Annotated in this window: 16 protein-coding genes and 3 tRNA genes; 9 read left to right on the top strand and 10 right to left on the bottom strand. The window is 66.0% G+C overall.

The features are described from left to right. Positions 1-12 precede the first annotated feature (12 nt). From D5687_RS09115 to D5687_RS09080, 8 genes are all read left to right on the top strand, one after another. Positions 13-729, top strand: a complete 717-nt coding sequence (locus D5687_RS09115; protein WP_125199494.1) for a DUF502 domain-containing protein — start codon at positions 13-15, stop codon at positions 727-729. Between the two features lie 83 nt (positions 730-812). After that, positions 813-2,606: an aspartate--tRNA ligase gene (gene aspS, locus D5687_RS09110; RefSeq protein ID WP_125199493.1), complete on the top strand. Its 1,794-nt coding sequence runs from the start codon at positions 813-815 to the stop codon at positions 2,604-2,606. Between the two features lie 121 nt (positions 2,607-2,727). Then, positions 2,728-3,834: a quinolinate synthase NadA gene (nadA, locus tag D5687_RS09105; RefSeq protein ID WP_125199464.1), complete on the top strand. Its 1,107-nt coding sequence runs from the start codon at positions 2,728-2,730 to the stop codon at positions 3,832-3,834. A 244-nt stretch (positions 3,835-4,078) separates the two neighbouring features. Continuing rightward, positions 4,079-4,525: a DsrE family protein gene (locus D5687_RS09100; protein WP_125199463.1), complete on the top strand. Its 447-nt coding sequence runs from the start codon at positions 4,079-4,081 to the stop codon at positions 4,523-4,525. A 501-nt stretch (positions 4,526-5,026) separates the two neighbouring features. Next, complete coding sequence (locus D5687_RS09095; RefSeq protein ID WP_125199462.1) at positions 5,027-6,898, top strand: sodium:proton antiporter; 1,872 nt, start codon at positions 5,027-5,029, stop codon at positions 6,896-6,898. 197 nt (positions 6,899-7,095) lie between these two features. After that, positions 7,096-7,171: transfer RNA gene (locus D5687_RS09090), tRNA-Gly, on the top strand. A gap of 2 nt (positions 7,172-7,173) precedes the next feature. Further along, positions 7,174-7,249, top strand: a tRNA-Val gene (locus tag D5687_RS09085). A gap of 12 nt (positions 7,250-7,261) precedes the next feature. Then, positions 7,262-7,338, top strand: a tRNA-Asp gene (locus tag D5687_RS09080). Between the two features lie 97 nt (positions 7,339-7,435). Here the strand turns inward: D5687_RS09080 and D5687_RS09075 are convergent. Continuing rightward, the gene (locus D5687_RS09075; protein WP_125199461.1) at positions 7,436-8,194 is read right to left on the bottom strand and encodes a hypothetical protein; all 759 of its coding nucleotides are present in this window, start codon (positions 8,192-8,194) and stop codon (positions 7,436-7,438) included. 192 nt (positions 8,195-8,386) lie between these two features. Between D5687_RS09075 and D5687_RS09070 the strand changes: the two genes are divergently transcribed. Beyond that, the gene (locus D5687_RS09070; RefSeq protein WP_125199460.1) at positions 8,387-9,331 is read left to right on the top strand and encodes a hypothetical protein; all 945 of its coding nucleotides are present in this window, start codon (positions 8,387-8,389) and stop codon (positions 9,329-9,331) included. Positions 9,332-9,400: 69 nt separating this feature from the next. Here the strand turns inward: D5687_RS09070 and D5687_RS09065 are convergent, their stop codons facing one another. The 9 genes from D5687_RS09065 to gshA form a co-directional block, all read right to left on the bottom strand. Further along, a complete protein-coding gene (locus D5687_RS09065; RefSeq protein WP_204742175.1) occupies positions 9,401-9,646 on the bottom strand; it encodes a DUF1244 domain-containing protein in 246 nt (81 codons plus the stop codon). A 78-nt stretch (positions 9,647-9,724) separates the two neighbouring features. Then, a complete protein-coding gene (locus D5687_RS09060) occupies positions 9,725-9,949 on the bottom strand; it encodes a BolA/IbaG family iron-sulfur metabolism protein (protein ID WP_158611835.1) in 225 nt (74 codons plus the stop codon). A gap of 299 nt (positions 9,950-10,248) precedes the next feature. Beyond that, positions 10,249-11,397, bottom strand: coding sequence for an HRDC domain-containing protein (locus D5687_RS09055; RefSeq protein WP_125199457.1), 1,149 nt, complete (start codon positions 11,395-11,397; stop codon positions 10,249-10,251). Positions 11,398-11,455: 58 nt separating this feature from the next. Then, positions 11,456-12,037, bottom strand: coding sequence for a peptidylprolyl isomerase (locus tag D5687_RS09050; protein ID WP_125199492.1), 582 nt, complete (start codon positions 12,035-12,037; stop codon positions 11,456-11,458). Beyond that, positions 12,030-12,446 (bottom strand): RNA polymerase-binding protein DksA, encoded by a 417-nt coding sequence (dksA, locus tag D5687_RS09045; protein WP_125199456.1) that lies wholly within the window; start codon positions 12,444-12,446, stop codon positions 12,030-12,032. The genes D5687_RS09050 and dksA overlap by 8 nt, the downstream gene beginning before the upstream one ends. A 235-nt stretch (positions 12,447-12,681) precedes the next feature. Continuing rightward, positions 12,682-13,473 (bottom strand): energy transducer TonB, encoded by a 792-nt coding sequence (locus tag D5687_RS09040; protein ID WP_125199455.1) that lies wholly within the window; start codon positions 13,471-13,473, stop codon positions 12,682-12,684. A 26-nt stretch (positions 13,474-13,499) separates the two neighbouring features. Then, complete coding sequence (locus D5687_RS09035; RefSeq protein WP_125199454.1) at positions 13,500-14,564, bottom strand: FAD:protein FMN transferase; 1,065 nt, start codon at positions 14,562-14,564, stop codon at positions 13,500-13,502. Further along, positions 14,561-15,505 carry a glutathione synthase gene (gene gshB / locus D5687_RS09030; protein WP_125199453.1) on the bottom strand — a complete coding sequence of 315 codons (945 nt, stop codon included), beginning with the start codon at positions 15,503-15,505 and terminating at the stop codon, positions 14,561-14,563. The genes D5687_RS09035 and gshB overlap by 4 nt, the downstream gene beginning before the upstream one ends. A gap of 23 nt (positions 15,506-15,528) precedes the next feature. Further along, positions 15,529-16,872: a glutamate--cysteine ligase gene (gene gshA / locus D5687_RS09025; protein WP_125199452.1), complete on the bottom strand. Its 1,344-nt coding sequence runs from the start codon at positions 16,870-16,872 to the stop codon at positions 15,529-15,531. Positions 16,873-17,007 lie beyond the last annotated feature (135 nt).

The raw sequence follows: 17,007 nt of genomic DNA, 5'->3' as shown, positions 1-17,007 counted from the left end.
GAGCAGCCGCAGATGCCGGACGACGAGGACAAGCCCGGCAAGGGTGGGCGCTTTGTCACCCTGCGCCGCTGGCTGATTGCCGGCATCCTGGTCTGGGCACCGCTGGCGGTGACCTTCTGGGTGGTCAACGCCCTGATTTCCTTCATGGACAAGAGCATCGTGCTCCTGCCCTCGGCCTACCGGCCGGAGGCGCTGATCGGCTTCGAGCTGCCCGGCATGGGGGCGTTCTTCGCCGTGGTGATCGTGCTGCTGACCGGGGCCCTGGTGGCCAATATCCTCGGGCGCAGCCTGATCCATGCCTGGGAGCGGCTGCTCAACCGCATTCCGCTGGTGCGCAGCATCTACTCGGCGGTCAAGCAGGTGATCGAGACCTTTGTCTCGCAGGACTCGCGCTCGTTTCGCGAGGTGGTGCTGGTCGAGTACCCGCGCCGCAACGCCTGGTCGATCGCGTTCGTCTCGGGCGAGCCGATCGGCGAGGTGCAGGATCGCATCGAGGAACACTTGGTGACGCTGTTCGTGCCCACCGCGCCCAACCCCACCTCGGGGTTCGTGATCATGGTGCCGCGCTCGGAGCTGGTCGAGCTGAACATGACCGTCGAGGAGGGCTTTCGCATGGTGGTGTCGCTGGGCGTGGTCCTTCCACCGCGTCGCGATGGCGATGGGCGTGTGCTCGATACCGCGCCACCTGAGCCGTACCTCGGCCGGACGGATTCGCGCGACAAGGATTGAGCCGGCCGGCAGCGCTCGAAAAATCCCGCCGCTGGCGCTACCATAGCGGGCTTTTCACCACGACGGATTTGATGACCATGCCGATGCGGACACATACCTGCGGACAAGTCGACCAGGCGCTGCTCGACCAGGAAATCGAGCTGGTCGGATGGGTCAACCGGCGCCGTGACCACGGTGGCGTGATCTTCGTCGACCTGCGCGACCGGGATGGCCTGGTGCAGGTGGTGTTCGATCCGGACGACCCGGACATGTTCGGCCTCGCCGAGACACTGCGCAACGAATTCGTCATCCAGGTGCGCGGCCGGGTGCGCAATCGCCCCGAGGGCACCGAAAACCCCAATATCCGCTCGGGTCAGATCGAGGTCCTCGGTCTGTCGCTGACGGTGCTCAACCGCGCCGAGCCGCTGCCGTTCCAGCTCGACGACGAGCGCGTTTCCGAGGACGTGCGGCTGCGCTACCGCTACCTCGACCTGCGTCGCCCGGAAATGCTCGATCGTCTGCGTCTGCGTCACCGCGTGACCAGCGCCATGCGTCGCTTCCTTGACGACGCCGGCTTCATCGACGTCGAGACCCCGGTGCTCACCAAGGCCACCCCGGAGGGCGCGCGCGACTACCTGGTGCCCTCGCGCACCCACCCGGGCGAGTTCTTCGCCCTGCCGCAATCACCGCAGTTGTTCAAGCAGTTGCTGATGGTATCGGGGCTCGAGCGCTACTACCAGATCGTCAAGTGCTTCCGCGACGAGGACCTGCGCGCCGATCGTCAGCCGGAGTTCACCCAGCTCGACCTGGAGATGAGCTTCGCCGACGAAGAGACCGTCATGAACCTGATCGAGGAGATGATGCGTCATCTCTTCATCGAGGCGGTCGAGGTCGCTCTGCCCGATCCGCTGCCGCGCCTGACGTGGGCTGATGCCATGCGCCGCTTTGGCTCCGACAAGCCCGACCTGCGCATTCCGCTGGAACTGGTCGACGTGGCCGATCTGGTCAAGGACGTCGACTTCAAGGTCTTCTCCGGCCCGGCCAAGGACCCGCGCGGTCGTGTCGCTGCACTGCACGTGCCGCAGGGCGGCAAGATGCCGCGCAGCCAGATCGACGACTACACCACGTATGTCTCGATCTTCGGCGCCAAGGGCCTGGCCTACATCAAGGTCAACGACGCGGCCGCCGGGCGCGAGGGTCTGCAGTCGCCAATCCTGAAGTTCCTCACCGACGAGGCGATCGCCGGCATCATGGAGCGCACGGGCGCGGCCGACGGCGACCTGATCTTCTTCGGCGCCGACAAGACGAAGATCGTCAACGAGGCACTCGGCGCGCTGCGCGTACGCCTCGGCCATGATCTCGAGATGGTCGAGCACGGCTACAAGGCGCTGTGGGTGGTCGACTTCCCAATGTTCGAGTATGACGAGAAGGACGGCCGCAACTACGCCTTGCACCACCCGTTCACCGCGCCGCACCCGGACGATATCGACAAGCTCGATTCCGAGCCAGAGAACGTCCGCTCGCGGGCCTACGACTTCGTGCTCAACGGCTACGAGCTGGGCGGTGGTTCCGTGCGTATCCACGACCCGGAGATGCAGCAGCGTGTGTTCACCCACCTGGGCATCGACGAGGCCGAGGCGCAGGACAAGTTCGGCTTCCTGCTCGATGCACTCAAGTACGGGGCGCCGCCGATGGCCGGCGTGGCCTTCGGTCTCGATCGCATCGCGATGCTGATGAGCGGGGCGACCTCCATCCGCGACGTGATCGCCTTCCCGAAGACCCAGTCGGCGGCCTGCCTGCTGACTGATGCCCCGAGCGAGGTCGACCCGGCCGCCCTGCGTGATCTGTCGATTCGCCTGCGTCTGCCGCCCAAGGAAAACAAGGAAGACCAGGGCTGACCCCGGGGGTAGATCCCCTACGCTTGCAATCGGTGCTGCCGTCTATAGTTATGGGTGGCAGCAATGCCTTGTTCGTTGGCCGTCGGGCTTGCCCGGCGCGCCGTCCTTCCCGGGAGGCCGTATGACCGCGAATGCCCAATCCGATCGCGCCGCGCGCGAGATCCCCGTCGCCCTCGAGCCCGAGATCGCCCGCATTGCGCTGGCCTCCAAGCCGGCCGCACCGGTGACCGCCGAAGAACGCGAGGCCCTGCGCGCCGAGATCAAGGAGTTGCTGGTCGAGCAGAATGCGGTGCTGGTGGTTCACTACTACGTCGACGAGGACCTGCAGATCCTGGCCGACGAGACCGGTGGGCGGGTATCCGACTCGCTCGACATGGCGGCCTTCGGCGCCGAGCACGAGGCGCAGACGCTGGTCGTCTGCGGGGTGCGCTTCATGGGTGAGACGGCCAAGATCCTCAGCCCGGAAAAGCGTGTGCTGATGCCCGAGCTGCACGCCGAGTGCTCGCTGGACCTCGGCTGTCCGCCCGAGGAGTTCACCGCCTTCTGCGACGCCCACCCCGACCGCACCGTGGTGGTCTACGCCAACACCTCGGCCGAGGTGAAGGCGCGCGCCGACTGGGTGGTCACGAGCTCCAACGCCCTGGAGATCGTCACGCACCTCAAGGAGCGCGGCGAGAAGATCCTCTGGGCGCCGGACAAGCACCTGGGGCGCTATATCCGCGACAAGACCGGCGCGGACATGCTGTTGTGGGAAGGCTCCTGTGTGGTCCACGACGAGTTCCGCGCCGACGCGTTGGCCGAGCTCAAGGCGAAGCACCCGGAGGCCGCCATCCTGGTCCACCCGGAATCGCCCGAGGCGGTGGTCGACATGGCCGACCGGGTCGGTTCGACCTCTCAGCTGATCAAGGCGGCGACCGAACTGCCTAACGAGACCCTGATCGTGGCCACCGACCGCGGCATCTTCCACAAGATGGCCGAGGCCGCACCGGGTAAGACGCTGATCGAGGCACCCACCGGCGGGCGATCGGCGACCTGCGTCTCCTGTGCGCACTGCCCGTGGATGGCCATGAACGGCCTGGTGAGCGTGCGGGACGCGCTCAAGCACCCGCAAGACCACGAGATCACGGTCGACCCCGCGATCCGGGTCAAGGCGGTCGAATCGATCCAGCGCATGCTCGACTTCTCGCGCAGCCGGGGCATCGTCACTCAAGGCAACAACGACGCCTGAGTCGTCATCCCCCCCTCCTGTCCTGAAAAGGCCCGTCCCGTGACGGGCCTTTCTCGTTTCCGGGGCGGGCGGCCTGGATGTGGCTGTCCGTATCTGGCTGTTCTCTTAAGAAAAGAGTTGCGAATATTCGCAACTGCTTTGATTTATGAATGTGCTCGTTGAATAAAAATATTCGACTTCCACGCTTGGGTATTGGCGGCGTAGGGTGCTCTCACTGGTTTTGATACTGAAGGAGAAGAAAGCCATGAAAAAGCTGATCGCCACCCTTGCCCTGATCATCGCCGCGCCGCTGGCGTTGCAGTCCAACGCCGCCCTGGCCGAGACCGAGAAGACCAAGCAGGTCGTCTATCATGTCAACAAGTCGGACATGAACACCATTAAGGCTGCCCTGCGTAACGTCACGAACCACATCAACTCGCCGTCCGGCCCGGAAACCCAGATCGAGATCGCCGTCCATGGCGGTGGCATTGCCATGCTGACCGAGGCGCGCAACGACCCGCAACTGCAGGCCGCCATCGACAACGTCAAGGCGCATGATGTCGAGATCAAGGTCTGTGCCAACACCCTGCGCGGCAAGAACCTGGACGTGAAGGACGACCTTTACGACACCAAGGAATCCGACGTCGTCCCGTCCGGCGTGGCCCACGTCGCCGATCGCCAGATGGAAGGCTGGGCGTACATTCATCCGTAAGCCGTCCGCCTGGCCAGGCGCCCCCGGGCGGGGCGTCACCGGCCAACGATCGTCATCGCAACCCGGGGCCTCCCGGGTTTTTTGCGTGCTGCGCACCGCGTCGCTGGTCGCGTGGGTGTCGGCGGGACGTTGGCCCCGGTCGCCCTGCGGCTTCCCCCGACCCCGCGACGGGGATTCGCCCGAGGGGACGAATAACGTCTATCATGCCGGCTGATTTCCACGGAAGGTCTGCACGAATCCCCAACGCCTCTGCGGGTCGCCAGGCGTCCAGATGCAAGGCGCCGTGCGCAGATCAATGGCCATCGTCATTGGCAAGCGCTGCAACGCAGCAGATGGGCGCCTGGCGGTCCGCCCTGCGGGGCTTGCCGGCTTGTCCGCCCTCGGTGTTGCCGATCCTCGCCGGGCAATGAGCCCGCCTTCGGATCGGCGCCTTGATGGCGAACAAGCCGGCAAGCCAGAGGCATTGGGGATTCGTGCAGACCTTCCCAAGCGAGCCTCTTGATGCACGACTCGATTCTTCTTTCCCTGACCGCCATCGTGGTGCTGGGCATTGCCGCGCAGTGGCTCGCCTGGCGGGTGAAAGTGCCGGCGATTCTGTTCCTGTTGCTGATCGGCATCGCGCTGGGCCCGATCTTCGGCCTGCTCAACCCCGACGAGCTGTTCGGCGACCTGCTCTTCCCGATCGTCTCGTTGGCCGTCGGCGTGATCCTGTTCGAGGGCAGCCTGACTCTGCGCTTTCGGGAGATACAGGGGGTCTCGTCGACCATTGTCCGCATGGTCTCCCTGGGGGCGGTGATCTCCTGGGGGGTGGCGGCCACCGCGGCACACTGGTTTGTTGGCCTGGACTGGCCGATCGCGTTCCTGTTCGGGGCGCTGGTGGTGGTGACGGGGCCAACGGTGATCGCGCCCCTGCTGCGCATCGTTCGCCCCAGCCCGCGGGTAAGCAAGATCCTGCGTTGGGAAGCGATCATCATCGACCCGATCGGCGCCCTGCTCGCCGTGCTGGTCTACGAGTTCATCGTCACCCAGTCGCAGACCGGGGCGGCGGGGCTCGAGGGGGTGGTGCTGCCGTTCCTCGAGCTGGTCGGCCTTGGCACCGTGCTGGGTGTCGCGGGTGGCTGGCTGCTCGGCCAGTTGCTGGTGCGCCATGCCCTGCCGGATTACCTGATCAACGTGACCGTGCTGGCCGCGGTGCTGGCCGTCTTCACCGCATCCAACGTATTGGCCGAGGAGTCCGGGTTGCTGGCGGTGACCGTGATGGGTATTTGGCTGGCCAACATGCGTGGCGTGCCGCTTGACGACATCCTGCATTTCAAGGAAACCCTGAGCATCCTGTTCATCTCCGGGCTGTTTATTTTGCTTGCTGCCCGCATCGATCCGGCCACCCTGAGTCAGGTGGGCTTCGGGGCGTTGCTGGTGCTTGCGGCGATCGTGTTTGTCGCCCAGCCGTTGAAGGTCTGGCTGTCGGCGATCGGCAGCGGACTGAACTGGCGCGAGAAGACCATGATTGCCTGGATCGGGCCACGGGGTATCGTCGCAGCAGCCGTCTCGGGCCTGTTCGCGCTCAAGCTGGTCGAGCAGGGGCTTGAAGGCGCCGAGGTGATCGTGCCGCTGACCTTCATCATCATTGTCGGCACCGTGGTGCTGGCCTCGCTGACCGCCCGGCCGCTGGCCAGGGCCCTGGACATCGCCCTGCCAGAGGATCACGGCGTGCTGATCGTCGGCGCCAATCGCGTCACGCGTGAGATCGCTAAGGTGCTGAACAAGCATGGCTTTCGCGTGGTGATGGCCGACGGCAACTACAGCGAGATCCGCCAGGCGCGCATGGACGGGCTGGAGACCTATTACGGCAATCCCGTCTCCGAGGCGGCCGACCGCAAGCTGGACCTGGTCGGCATCGGCCAGATGTTCGCCATGTCGGCGCAGTCGGAGATCAACAACCTCGCCGCGGTCCGCTATCGCCACGAGTTTGGCCAGTCGAACGTGTTCGTGCTGCAGACCCCGCAGGAGGTGGCCGGTTCGGACAACCAGCGCATCACCACCCAGTTCAACGCCCGCGGCCTGTTCCGCGAGGATGTGTCGCTGGGTCATCTGTTTCGCCTGGTCGAGGCCGGTGCGGAGTTGTTCAGCACCCGCCTGACGGAGAGCTTTGGCTACAGCGAGTACCTCGCTCATTACGAGGGGCGCGGCGAGTTGCTGTTCGGCATCACCCCCAACGGCAACCTGCGGCCCTTGAGTGACGAGCTCAGCCAGCGGCCGGGGCCGGGCTGGATCCTGATCGGCCTGTACCAGCCGTCCGCCGACGCCGATCGACCTGCGGCCCGGGAAGGGGTGGGTGCGCCATCCAGCGGTGGGGAGCGCCTGCCGGGGTGAGGTAAACAGTTTTTCGCAGCAAGCGTGGCGTCTTTGGGGCCGGATTTGTCGCCTGCGATCAATGAGATGGCTGGTCCGGCGAGTGGGGCGCTGAAATTTTTTCGTCATCCGCGTCCCCAAGGGGTTGCGTCACGAATCCGGGTTTGTATAATGCGCGCTCTAGCAAACGCGGTCGAGCGATCGGTCGCGAGAGATGTGCGGGAATAGCTCAGCTGGTAGAGCACAACCTTGCCAAGGTTGGGGTCGCCGGTTCGAATCCGGTTTCCCGCTCCATCGGGTGGTTAGCTCAGTTGGTAGAGCGGAGCCCTTACAAGGCTTAGGTCGGGAGTTCGAGCCTCTCACCACCCACCATCATCTCTATAAGCAGCGGTAGTTCAGTTGGTTAGAATACCGGCCTGTCACGCCGGGGGTCGCGGGTTCGAGTCCCGTCCGCTGCGCCACATCCCGAAAGGCCCGCCTTCCATGGCGGGCCTTTCTTCGTCTGCGCCCCGCGCTATTGTTGCCCGGGCGATCCTTGCCCGGCGCGTTCCTCCTCGGCTACCGACGCTGACCCCGGAGCGGTTGCAGCCATTGCCATGCCTGCCCCTGAGCGCGTCGCAGTGGCGCGCTTTCCCGGGTGAGTCGTCGCAAGCCGTTCTCCAGATCCTCAGGGCGCCAGGCCTCCCGCCGGTAGGTCATCACGGTGTTCAGGCGGTCGGGCACGTGGGCGACCAGCGCGTCCGGGTGGAAGTGCGCCGAGAGTTGCCGGTGGGCCTCGACCACTGCCGGCATGTGGTTACGCCACAGGTTGAGGCAGATCATGCCACCGGGGGCCACCGCCTCGGCGAGCCGCGCGACCGTTTCATTCGGCAGGCGGATCATGCCGTCCTGGTCGAACAGGTCGATCAGCACGACATCCAGTGGTGCCGGCGGCTCCCAGTCCGGTGAACTGACGTCTGCGAACTGCAGGTCCAGCCGGGGGTGCTCAAGGTCCAGTCCGAAGTGACGCGCGGCAATCGGGCCAAGGGCGGGGCGCAGATCGACAGCGTGGATGCTAGACTCGATATGTTCGAGAAGAAACTTCGCCAGGACGCCGCCACCGAACCCCAGCAGCCCGATGCGGGCGGGGTGCGGGTGCAGCGCCAAGGGCAACATCATGGCCCGGTAATAGGCGAAGCAGAGTTGCTCCGGCTGCTCCGGTCGCCAGGCCGATTGGGAGGTGTGGTTGCCGAACTGGAGCGCGACTTCGCCGCCCTGTTCGGTCACCTCGAGCGGGCCATGTTCGTCGTTCAGCCGTTCGAGCACGTTGGCCTTCATGCGATGGCCCCGTGATTCGATGCGGGATGAACTCGGCGAGAGGCCGCTGGTCTCTCGGTGACCCGGCGCGGCCTTGCGCGCTTGGAAAACAGGTATTTCGAGGTAACGATAATGTGGATCTCCCTTTCAGCGGGGCAGACAACTGGAATGGGCGTGCCCGCCATTATCGGTGAGTGGGTTCGTGAACGAGTCATGAAACCGATCAGCCGTCATATGGCCCGTGTGGCCGGCGTCACCGTTGGCGCGACACTGCTGCTCTCCGCCGGCCTAGCGTCCGCCGCAAGTTTCGAGGTGGGCGAAAAGGTCTTCGTGCCCATGTTCGAACCCAATCCTGAACTGGACGGTTACGCCGAGGGTTTCGTCGAGCAGGTGCATGACGATGGCACCTTGACCCTCCGGATCAACAAGGTCCAGACGGGCAAGGGCAAGACGCTGAGCGGCACCTGCCATCCCTCGGGTGGCACAGCGCTTTCCGGTGCGGAAATCGTTTCCGACGACCCGGATGACCTGGTGGTCGAGCAGCGCCTGCTGACCGATGAGGTGATGACCTATCGGCGTGGCAGCCAGCTCTATCTCAAGCGCGAGAACCTGAGTATCGCCTATCTCAAGTACCTCGGCAGCGGCATGGGCATGACGCCGGATCGATTCGACGTGGCCATCCGTCGTGCCGAGGAGGTGGGCCTGCCGCGCATGGTGGCGGCGATGGAGATCGGCAAGATGCAGGTCGAATCGACCCAGGGCAGAGGATTCCCCGTGCCGGCATCGCGAGCCCTGCAAAAGGCCGCACCGATGCTCGACGACGTCGCCGCCAAGCTTGAGGGCTACCCCGAGTCGGTCGAGACGGCCGCGCGCATGCTCGGCGGCACCACCCCCGAGCATCGCGATGACCCACTGGCGGCAGTGATCGTGCGCCTGCACGAGATCCTCGACAAGCAGCTCGGCGAGCTTGCGCAGCAGAGCGACGATCCGCGCGAGGTGTCTGGGTTCAGTGTCGACCAGCTGTTGGCCATCTACACCGGCTGGTTCCGCGTGATCACCGTCAATGACACCCAGCCATTCCAGAATGCCGATGTCGACTACTACCGCGAGCGCGCGGCCAAGGCGCTGAACGATGGCGAGTGGCCGGCACTCAAGTAAGCGCGCTGCACGTCGCGTCACAAAAAACGCCCGGGCCATGCTGGTCCGGGCGTTTTTATTGGGCCCGACCTATTTCTGGTAGCGGGCCTTCCACTCCTCGTAGGGCATGCCGTAGACGTGTTCGCGCGCCTCGGCATCCTCCAGGTCGATGCCCTGCTTCTCGGCCTCCTCGCGCAACCAGCGTGACAGGCAGTTGCGGCAGAAGCCGGCCAGGTTCATCAGGTCGATGTTCTGCACGTCGGTGCGTTCCTGCAGGTGAGCCACCAGCCGGCGGAAGGCGGCGGCCTCGATCTGATCACGGTTGCTGGAATCGATGGCCATGAGGGTCCCTCGCGTAACGGTTTTATTCACTTGGGGGGGTGACTCACCCCGGGTGGCGCAAGTCTGGGCGTATCAGCTGTCGGGCGTCCGCGTGTCGTAGGTGACGGCATGCAGCTCGCCCGAATCAAGCGACGGCTTGAGGATGCGATTGAGGATCTGGTGTTGCTGCAGCAGGGACTTGCCGACAAAGGCGCTGCTGGTCACGGCGATGCGGAAATTGCAGCCTTCACCGTCCGGCCGTACGCGGGCGTCGGGCAGTTCGGCCTGGATCAGCTCGATGATCTCGTTGTCGGTCATCTGCGGAAGGTCCTCCGGGTCGTGCGGGTTTGAGGAAGGTCTGCGCGAATCCGATATCACTCTGGCTTGGCGAGCCATTCGTGATCAACGCGCGTCGTCGCCGACGTGCCGGTGGCCACGTCAAGACGGCGCAACACCGAGCACGGAAGGCTCGCCAAGCCCCGCAGGGCGCGCTCTGAGCCGCGCATCTGCGGTGTTGTCGTCCTTGGAAAGAGAATAACTCTTTCACGGCGGACGAGCGCCTTGCATCTGCGCGGCTCAGTGCGCGCAGAGCGATATCGGATTCGTGCAGACCTTCCCTAGTCGGGTGCCTGCAGGATGGGCGCGAGCAGTGGGGCTCGCCAGCCCTGCGTGAGCCTAGATGGCCGATCCGGATTGGCCAGCTGTTGTCTGAGTTCGGCGCTGGTGGCCAGCCGAGAGGGGCTGATGGCGTGCTCCTCGGCGACGGTGACCAGCCTTGCCTGTCGGGATTTTACCAGCTCGCGCTGCGCTGGCGGCAGTGCCGGTGGACGCGACAGCCGCGGCCAGTCGGCCGGATCGCCGGCCAGTGCCGCCGCGATCTCCTGACCGAGCGCGTCCTGGGCGCTCGAATCCCGGCCTAGCGGGGATCGAGCGCGGATGATCTGGTCGGTGATGGCCTCGGCACTCGGCGGGTTGTCGGCCTTGGCGGTCTGTCGCGCGATGGCGTGGGCGAGGTCCAGCATCGCCTGGTCGCCCCATACCCAACGGCGCGGCCGGTCCTGTTCGCGTGCCAGCCGTTCCCGCCAGGCCGCGAGGACCTGCAGTACCGCCAGACCGGCCCGGTTGAGCGTCTGCACGCCACGGATCTTTTGCCAGCGTTGCTCGTCGGGCGGGGTGAAGCGCGCCGGGTCACATTGCCGTGCCATCTCTTCGGCCATCCAGTCGAGGCGCCCGGCGTCTTGCAGGCGTTGCTCGAGTAGCGGGTAGAGAGCGTGGAGCTGCGCGACATCCTGCACGGCGTAGTTCAGCTGCGTGTGGCTCAGAGGGCGGGCAAGCCAGTCGCTGCGTGTCTCGCCCTTGTCCAGACGGGTGCCAAGCAGGGCCTCGGTCAGGGCCGCGTAACTCAATTGGCCGCCGATGCCGAGCAGTTCGGCCGCGATCTGGGTGTCGAACACCTGCGGCGGCAGTCGTCCGGCGGCCGTGAGGATCAGGTCGAGGTCCTGATCGCCGGCATGCAGGACCACCGGGGTGTCACGCGTGACCAGCGCCTGCCAGAAGGGCGTGAGATCGAGCTCGGCGATCGGGTCGACCAGCCAGACGGTGTCGCTGGTGGCGATTTGCAGCAGGGCGAGCTGGGGAAAGTAGGTGCGCTCGCGGACGAACTCGGTGTCCAGCGGCAGGTAGCGAGCCGCGCGCATGGCCTCGAGCAGGGCGTCGAGTTCTTCGCCATGGGTGACGAAACGGACCTGAGGTTGCTCGTGGTTCATGCGCCCGTTGACGGGGTCTGGCGGCGGGATCTAGGGAGAGGGAACCCCTGCACGCCGGTTATTCGGCAGGCTCGACAATGTGCGCCGATTCGATCCGCACGGTCTCGCGGGGCACGTCCTGGCGGAACGGGCCGGCTGCCCCGGTCGGGATGGCGGCGATCGCCTCGACGTTGTCCAGCCCCTCGATCACCCGGCCGAAAACGGCATAGCCGGGCTTGCCGGCTTGACGATCAAGGAAGTCATTGTCGGCGAGATTGATGAAGAACTGCGAGGTGGCCGAGTCCGGGTCGTTGGTGCGCGCCATCGATAGCGTGCCATGGAGATTCTTCAGACCGTTGTCGGCCTCGTTCTCGACCGGGGCCCGGGTGGCCTTGCGCTCGAAGTCGGCGGTATAGCCGCCAACCTGGACGACGAAGCCCGGGATCACGCGGTGGAAGATGGTGTCCTCGTAGAACCCGTCACGGACATAGGCGAGGAAGTTGTCGACCGTGGCAGGTGCCTTGTCGTCGAACAGCTCGATGAGGATGGCGCCGTGACTGGTATTCAGCCGCACCTGGGTGTCGGCGGCTGCCGGCAGGGCCGTCAGTGTCAGCGCGGCGGCCAGAGCGGCAGCCGCGAGACGGCGTACCGCATCAATCATCGCGCTGGACACGCTCGAGGCGCTCGTGGCGCTCCTGGGCCTCGATCGTCAGGGTGGCGATCGGGCGGGCTTCCAGGCGCTTGAGGCCGATCTCGTCACCGGTCTCCTCGCAGAAGCCGTAATCGCCGTCGTTGATGCGCTTGAGTGCCTTGTCGATCTTGTTGATCAGCTTGCGATAACGATCGCGGGTGCGCAGCTCGAGCGCGGCGTCGGATTCCAGCGTGGCGCGATCGTTGATGTCGGGCTCCTGCCAGTTCTCTTCGCGCAGGTGGTTGATGGTCGAATCCGACTCGACCATCAACTGGTCGCGCCAGGTCATGAGCTTCTGCCGGAAGTACTCCAGCTGCATCGGGTTCATGTATTCCTCGTCTTCCGAGGGCTTGTAACCTTCCGGGAGTTCAACTGCCATGTTTATCCACCACCTCTGCCCGAGCAGACGCTGTAATTGAATGTGAAAGCGCCGAATGACGACTCGCGGAACGGGCCCTTTCGGGGCCGCCCCGGACGTTGTGCAATCGCGCGGATCGCGCCGGGGCCGCTGCCTGCCTCGTCCTCCGGTCCGTGGCCGAGAACGGGCGACGGGCAAGTATAGGGGCGGTGTCCGGTGAGCGCAACGCCCGCCGAATGGGGCTGTCGGTTGTCAATCAAGGGCTTGTCGCCTCGTCGAGCAGCCGGCGGTCGCTGGTGAAGACCCAGGTGCGCGTGATCACCAGGCGATCGTGCCGGGCGGCCAGTTCGTCGGGGAACGCCGGATAGGGGGCAGCGGCCTGCAGGAGGTTGCGTGCGGCGTTGTCGAGGATCGGGTTGCCGGACGACTGGCGAATGGCGAGGTTGAGCACGTGCCCGCCCTTGCCGATGGTCACCTCGAGGATCACCTGTCCCGAGAGGTTCTGCTGCACCAGCGCATCGGGATAATGCTGATTGCCGTAGGCCTCGACCTGGCGCTTCCAGCGTGCGAGATAGCGCCCGGCAGGGCCGCCCTGCGTGCGGCTGGTGGCGTAGCCGGTGCGCAGTGCCTCGTTGACTTGTTCGTAGAGCTGGTCGATCTGATCCTGGGTGGAGATGCGGCGCGGCGTGTCGCTCGCCGCCCAGGCACCTTCCTGCTGCGGGCCCTGCCCGTCTTCCTTGAGGGTGTCGGTGGGGCTGTCCGGGCCGCGCTGACCGGCGAGCATCGGGTCGGCCGGCAGCTCGCGATTGACGGCATCGGTCTCCCGGCCCGCATCAACGCTGCGTTCAGCCTCGGGGGCATCCAGGGTGATCTCGATGACCGGGCGCCGTTCGGCTTCGGGGCGGGTGATTTCGAGTAGCAGCAGGCCGACGTGGGCCAGCACGGCCAGCCCGATGGCGATCGGCAATACGCGGGACGAGCCCAGCGCGGGGTTCGCGGCGAGGTCGCCGGGGCGGTGGTGTGTTTGTGTCGTTCCCTTGGTCGGCATCCCTGCGTTTTCCGGGTGGTTCTGGATTAGGGCGTGTGCCAGTCGATCGTGCGCCCGGCGGGCGTCGTCGACATGGCCGACTGCATGCCGGCATCACGCCACGGCCTGCCATTCTCGGTTACCAGCAGGATACCGTCGAGCCCCAGGTGCCGGGCAACGTGCTCGGCCTCCTCGGGTGAGAGCAGCATCAGCGCGGTGGCGGCGCCGTCGGCGGTTATGGGGTCGCGGCCCAGCACCGTGGTGCCGCTGTTGTGCCGCGCCGGGCGGGCGGTCAGCGGATCGATGATGTGACCGAAGCTCTTGCCCTGATAGCGCAGGCGACGCTCGTAGTCGCCGGAGCTGCACAGCGCATGCCGTCCTGCGACCCGCACGCCACCCAGCGCCGCCGCGCCGTGCGGATCGCCCCTGGGGTCACGAATGCCCAGCTGCCAGTCCCGCCCGCCGGCGCGGCCCAGGGTGTAGAGATCGCCGCCGGAGTCGAGCAGGCAGTCGCTCACCCCGGCCGCCTCGATGGCGTCGAGCACCCGTTCGGCGGCGAAGCCCTCGGCCAGGGCGTTGAAGTCGAACTGGGTCCGCGGGTTGGTGGTGATCACACGGTCGCCCTCGATCCGGACCTCGTCGAGCGAGGGCGCATCGGCCAGCCATGCGTCCAGCGTGGACTCGGCGGGTGGGGTGATTGGCGTGTCGCCGGCATCCCGATGAAAGCCCCACAGGGCGATCAGCCCACCGATGCTCGGGTCGAAGCGCCCGCCGCTGGCCTCGAACAGGGGGCGCGCGGCCCGTATCAATGCCCGAATTTCGGGGCTGGCCACGGCCTCGCCGTGCTCGGCCAGCTGGCGGTTGAAGCGTGTCAGTTCGCTGTCGCGCCAGGGATGCAAGCGACGGTAGAGCGGCTCGACGATACCCTGGGCGGCATGCACGGCGGCATTGATCTGCGCGGCGGGGGTGTCGGCGAATCGCAGGGTCCAGACCTGGCCGAAGACGCTGAAGCCAGCCTCGCGGAAGGTGGGCTCGCCCCCGCAGCCGGCCAGCGTGGCCAGCGGCAACCCGGCGAGCCCGGCCAGCAGCGCGCGCCGGCGCCGGTCGATCATCGTCCGATTCGGTCGGCGAGCCGGTCGAGCATCTGCCCGGTCAGGTCCAGCCCGGTGACCGCGCTGATCTCGCGGGCGCAGGTGGGGCTGGTGACGTTGATCTCGGTCAACCAGTCGCCGATCACGTCCAGGCCGACGAACCAGTAGCCGCGTTCGGCCAGCCACGGGCCGACGGTCGCGGCGATCTCGCGGTCGCGTTCGCGCAGCGGGACCACCTCGCCGCGGCCGCCGGCGGCGAGATTGGCGCGGAAACTCTTCTCGCCCGGCACGCGCAGCAGGGCGTGATCGACCGGTTTGCCGTCGATCAGCAGCACGCGGCGGTCGCCGGTGCGGATCTCGGGCAGGTAGCGCTGCGCCATGACCAGCTCGGTCTGGTCGCGCGTCATCACCTCGAGGATCACCTGGGTGTTCTCGTCGTCCGCGTGGATCTTGAATATCGAACTACCGCCCATGGCATCGAGTGGCTTGACCACGATCTCGCCCTGTTGGGCGATAAAGGCCTTGAACTGGTCGATCGAACGGCTGACCAGCGTCGGCGGGCAAAGGGCGGGGAAATGCTGGGCGAGGAGTTTCTCGTTGGCCGCCCGCACGGCATCCGGGCGGTTGGCGACCACCACGCCGGCCTGTTCGGCCAGCGAGAGCAGGCCGGTGATGTAGTGGTAGTCGAGGTCGATCGGCGGGTCCTGGCGCTGCAGGATGATGTCGAAGTCCGTCAGCGCGTGAACGGTGCGTTCTCCGAGCGTGTAGAAGTCCGTGTCGCGATCGATCACCGTGATCGGGGCGGCTTGGGCTTGCGGCTTGCCGTCGGCAAAGAACAGCCAGTCGGGCTCGATGTACCAGCAGCCCCAGTCGCGGGCCTGGGCGCTGAGCAGGAAGGCGAAGGAGGTGTCCTTCCAGGGCTTGATCCGGTCGATCGGATCCATGACGACGGCGATACGCATGGGGGCTCCGCTTGCGGTTCGGGTCAGCCGGCGGACGGGGCGTCGGCTGGGCCGCCGATCAGGTCGCGTTGCTCGCGCGCGGCGGCCAGCAGGGCCAATCGGGCGACCACGCCGTAGCAGTACAGCCGGTTCTGGTCGCTGTCGGGCGAGGCGCCCGGTGCTGGCGTCACGCAGGATTGGGTGAAGGGCAGCGGCACGAATTCCGCGCCGGGCGAGTTGAGGTTCTCGCTCTGGCCCTTCTTGGTGTGCACGCGATAGAAGCCGCCGACGACATGGCGGTCGATCATGTAGAGCACCGGCTCGGCGACGTGCCCGCTCGATCCCAGCTTCTCGAAGCTGTAGATGCCTTCCTGGATCAGCACGCGGTTGATGCTGCGGCCGTCCTTGGAGGCGGCCATCCGCGTGCGCTGCTTGCGGTTGAGCCCGACCACCTCCTCGGCGGACTGGGCCATCATCACGCCCATGCCATAGGTGCCGGCATCGGCCTTGATCACGACAAAGGGCTTTTCCTTGATCTCGAGCTCGTCGTACTTCTTCTGGATCGCGGCGAGCATCTCGCTGACCTTTTCCTGCAGGCAGTTCTCGCCCTCGCGCTTCATGAAGTCGATCTGGCCGCAGTCGAGGATCATCGGTGCGAGATGCCAGGGGTCGAGGTCGATCAGGTCGGCCAGCTCATTGGCCAGTGCCTGGTAATGGCTGAAGTGGTTGAACTTCGAGCGGTGCCACCAGCCCAGCGCCGTGGGCGGCACCACGGTCTGCTCGATGTCCTCGAGGATGTCCTCGCGCCCGCCCGACAGGTCGTTGTTGAGCACGATGGTGCAGGGCGAGAAGCCGTCCACCTCGATCCGGCGCCCTTCGCGGTGGATCGGGTGCTGGGTCAGGGTGCGGCCCGACGGCAGGTCGAAGTGCGCCGGCTCATCCAGTGCGTCGAGCGAACCGATGCGCGTCTCGAAGCCGGCCAGCTCGAACAGCTCGGCCATGGTGGCCAGTGACTCGAGGTAGAACTGGTTGCGCGTGTGGCGCTCCGGGATGATCAGCATGCCGCGCGCGTCTGGGCAGGCGTGCTCGACCGCCGACTGGATCGCCTGCACCACCAGCGGGTCGAAGCTGTGGTTGAGGTTGTTGAAGCCGGCCGGGAAGAGGTTGGTGTCGACCGGGCCGAGCTTGTAGCCGGCGTTGCGCAGGTCGACCGAGGCGTAGAAGGGGGCCGGCGTCTTTCGCCATTGCTCGCGGAACCAGGTCTCGATCTGGCGGCGGTTCTCGATGATGTGCGATTCGATCATCAACAGCGGGCCGCAGTAGCTCGCTTCGAGCTCGGGGGTCGAGTCCGAGGTGTCCAGTTGCAGGGCGGAATGGTTGTTTGTCATCGACTTTTCGTCACGGTATTCGCGGGGGTGGGTGCGGGCCGGTGCTTGACCACGCTTTCGTGCCCACAGTGTAAACGATGGGTAGTGTCCAGTCAAGTGGTGTAAAAGCGAGATAGCCACCAAAGCCCTCGTCGC

Source organism: Guyparkeria sp. SCN-R1 (genome assembly GCF_003932495.1).
Classification (GTDB): Bacteria; Pseudomonadota; Gammaproteobacteria; order Halothiobacillales; family Halothiobacillaceae; genus Guyparkeria.
Note: the sequence above shows the minus strand (reverse complement) of the source record. Positions and strands in the feature narration are given on the sequence as shown.

Bases quoted from the DNA above. Each gene is read 5' to 3' on its own strand.
- D5687_RS09115 (WP_125199494.1), top strand. From the start codon at position 13: ATGCCGGACGACGAGGACAAGCCCGGCAAGGGTGGGCGCTTTGTCACC.
- aspS (WP_125199493.1), top strand. From the start codon at position 813: ATGCGGACACATACCTGCGGACAAGTCGACCAGGCGCTGCTCGACCAG.
- nadA (WP_125199464.1), top strand. From the start codon at position 2,728: ATGACCGCGAATGCCCAATCCGATCGCGCCGCGCGCGAGATCCCCGTC.
- D5687_RS09100 (WP_125199463.1), top strand. From the start codon at position 4,079: ATGAAAAAGCTGATCGCCACCCTTGCCCTGATCATCGCCGCGCCGCTG.
- D5687_RS09095 (WP_125199462.1), top strand. From the start codon at position 5,027: ATGCACGACTCGATTCTTCTTTCCCTGACCGCCATCGTGGTGCTGGGC.
- D5687_RS09075 (WP_125199461.1), bottom strand. From the start codon at position 8,194: ATGAAGGCCAACGTGCTCGAACGGCTGAACGACGAACATGGCCCGCTC.
- D5687_RS09070 (WP_125199460.1), top strand. From the start codon at position 8,387: ATGAAACCGATCAGCCGTCATATGGCCCGTGTGGCCGGCGTCACCGTT.
- D5687_RS09060 (WP_158611835.1), bottom strand. From the start codon at position 9,949: ATGACCGACAACGAGATCATCGAGCTGATCCAGGCCGAACTGCCCGAC.
- D5687_RS09055 (WP_125199457.1), bottom strand. From the start codon at position 11,397: ATGAACCACGAGCAACCTCAGGTCCGTTTCGTCACCCATGGCGAAGAA.
- D5687_RS09050 (WP_125199492.1), bottom strand. From the start codon at position 12,037: ATGATTGATGCGGTACGCCGTCTCGCGGCTGCCGCTCTGGCCGCCGCG.
- dksA (WP_125199456.1), bottom strand. From the start codon at position 12,446: ATGGCAGTTGAACTCCCGGAAGGTTACAAGCCCTCGGAAGACGAGGAA.
- D5687_RS09040 (WP_125199455.1), bottom strand. From the start codon at position 13,473: ATGCCGACCAAGGGAACGACACAAACACACCACCGCCCCGGCGACCTC.
- D5687_RS09035 (WP_125199454.1), bottom strand. From the start codon at position 14,564: ATGATCGACCGGCGCCGGCGCGCGCTGCTGGCCGGGCTCGCCGGGTTG.
- gshB (WP_125199453.1), bottom strand. From the start codon at position 15,505: ATGCGTATCGCCGTCGTCATGGATCCGATCGACCGGATCAAGCCCTGG.
- gshA (WP_125199452.1), bottom strand. From the start codon at position 16,872: ATGACAAACAACCATTCCGCCCTGCAACTGGACACCTCGGACTCGACC.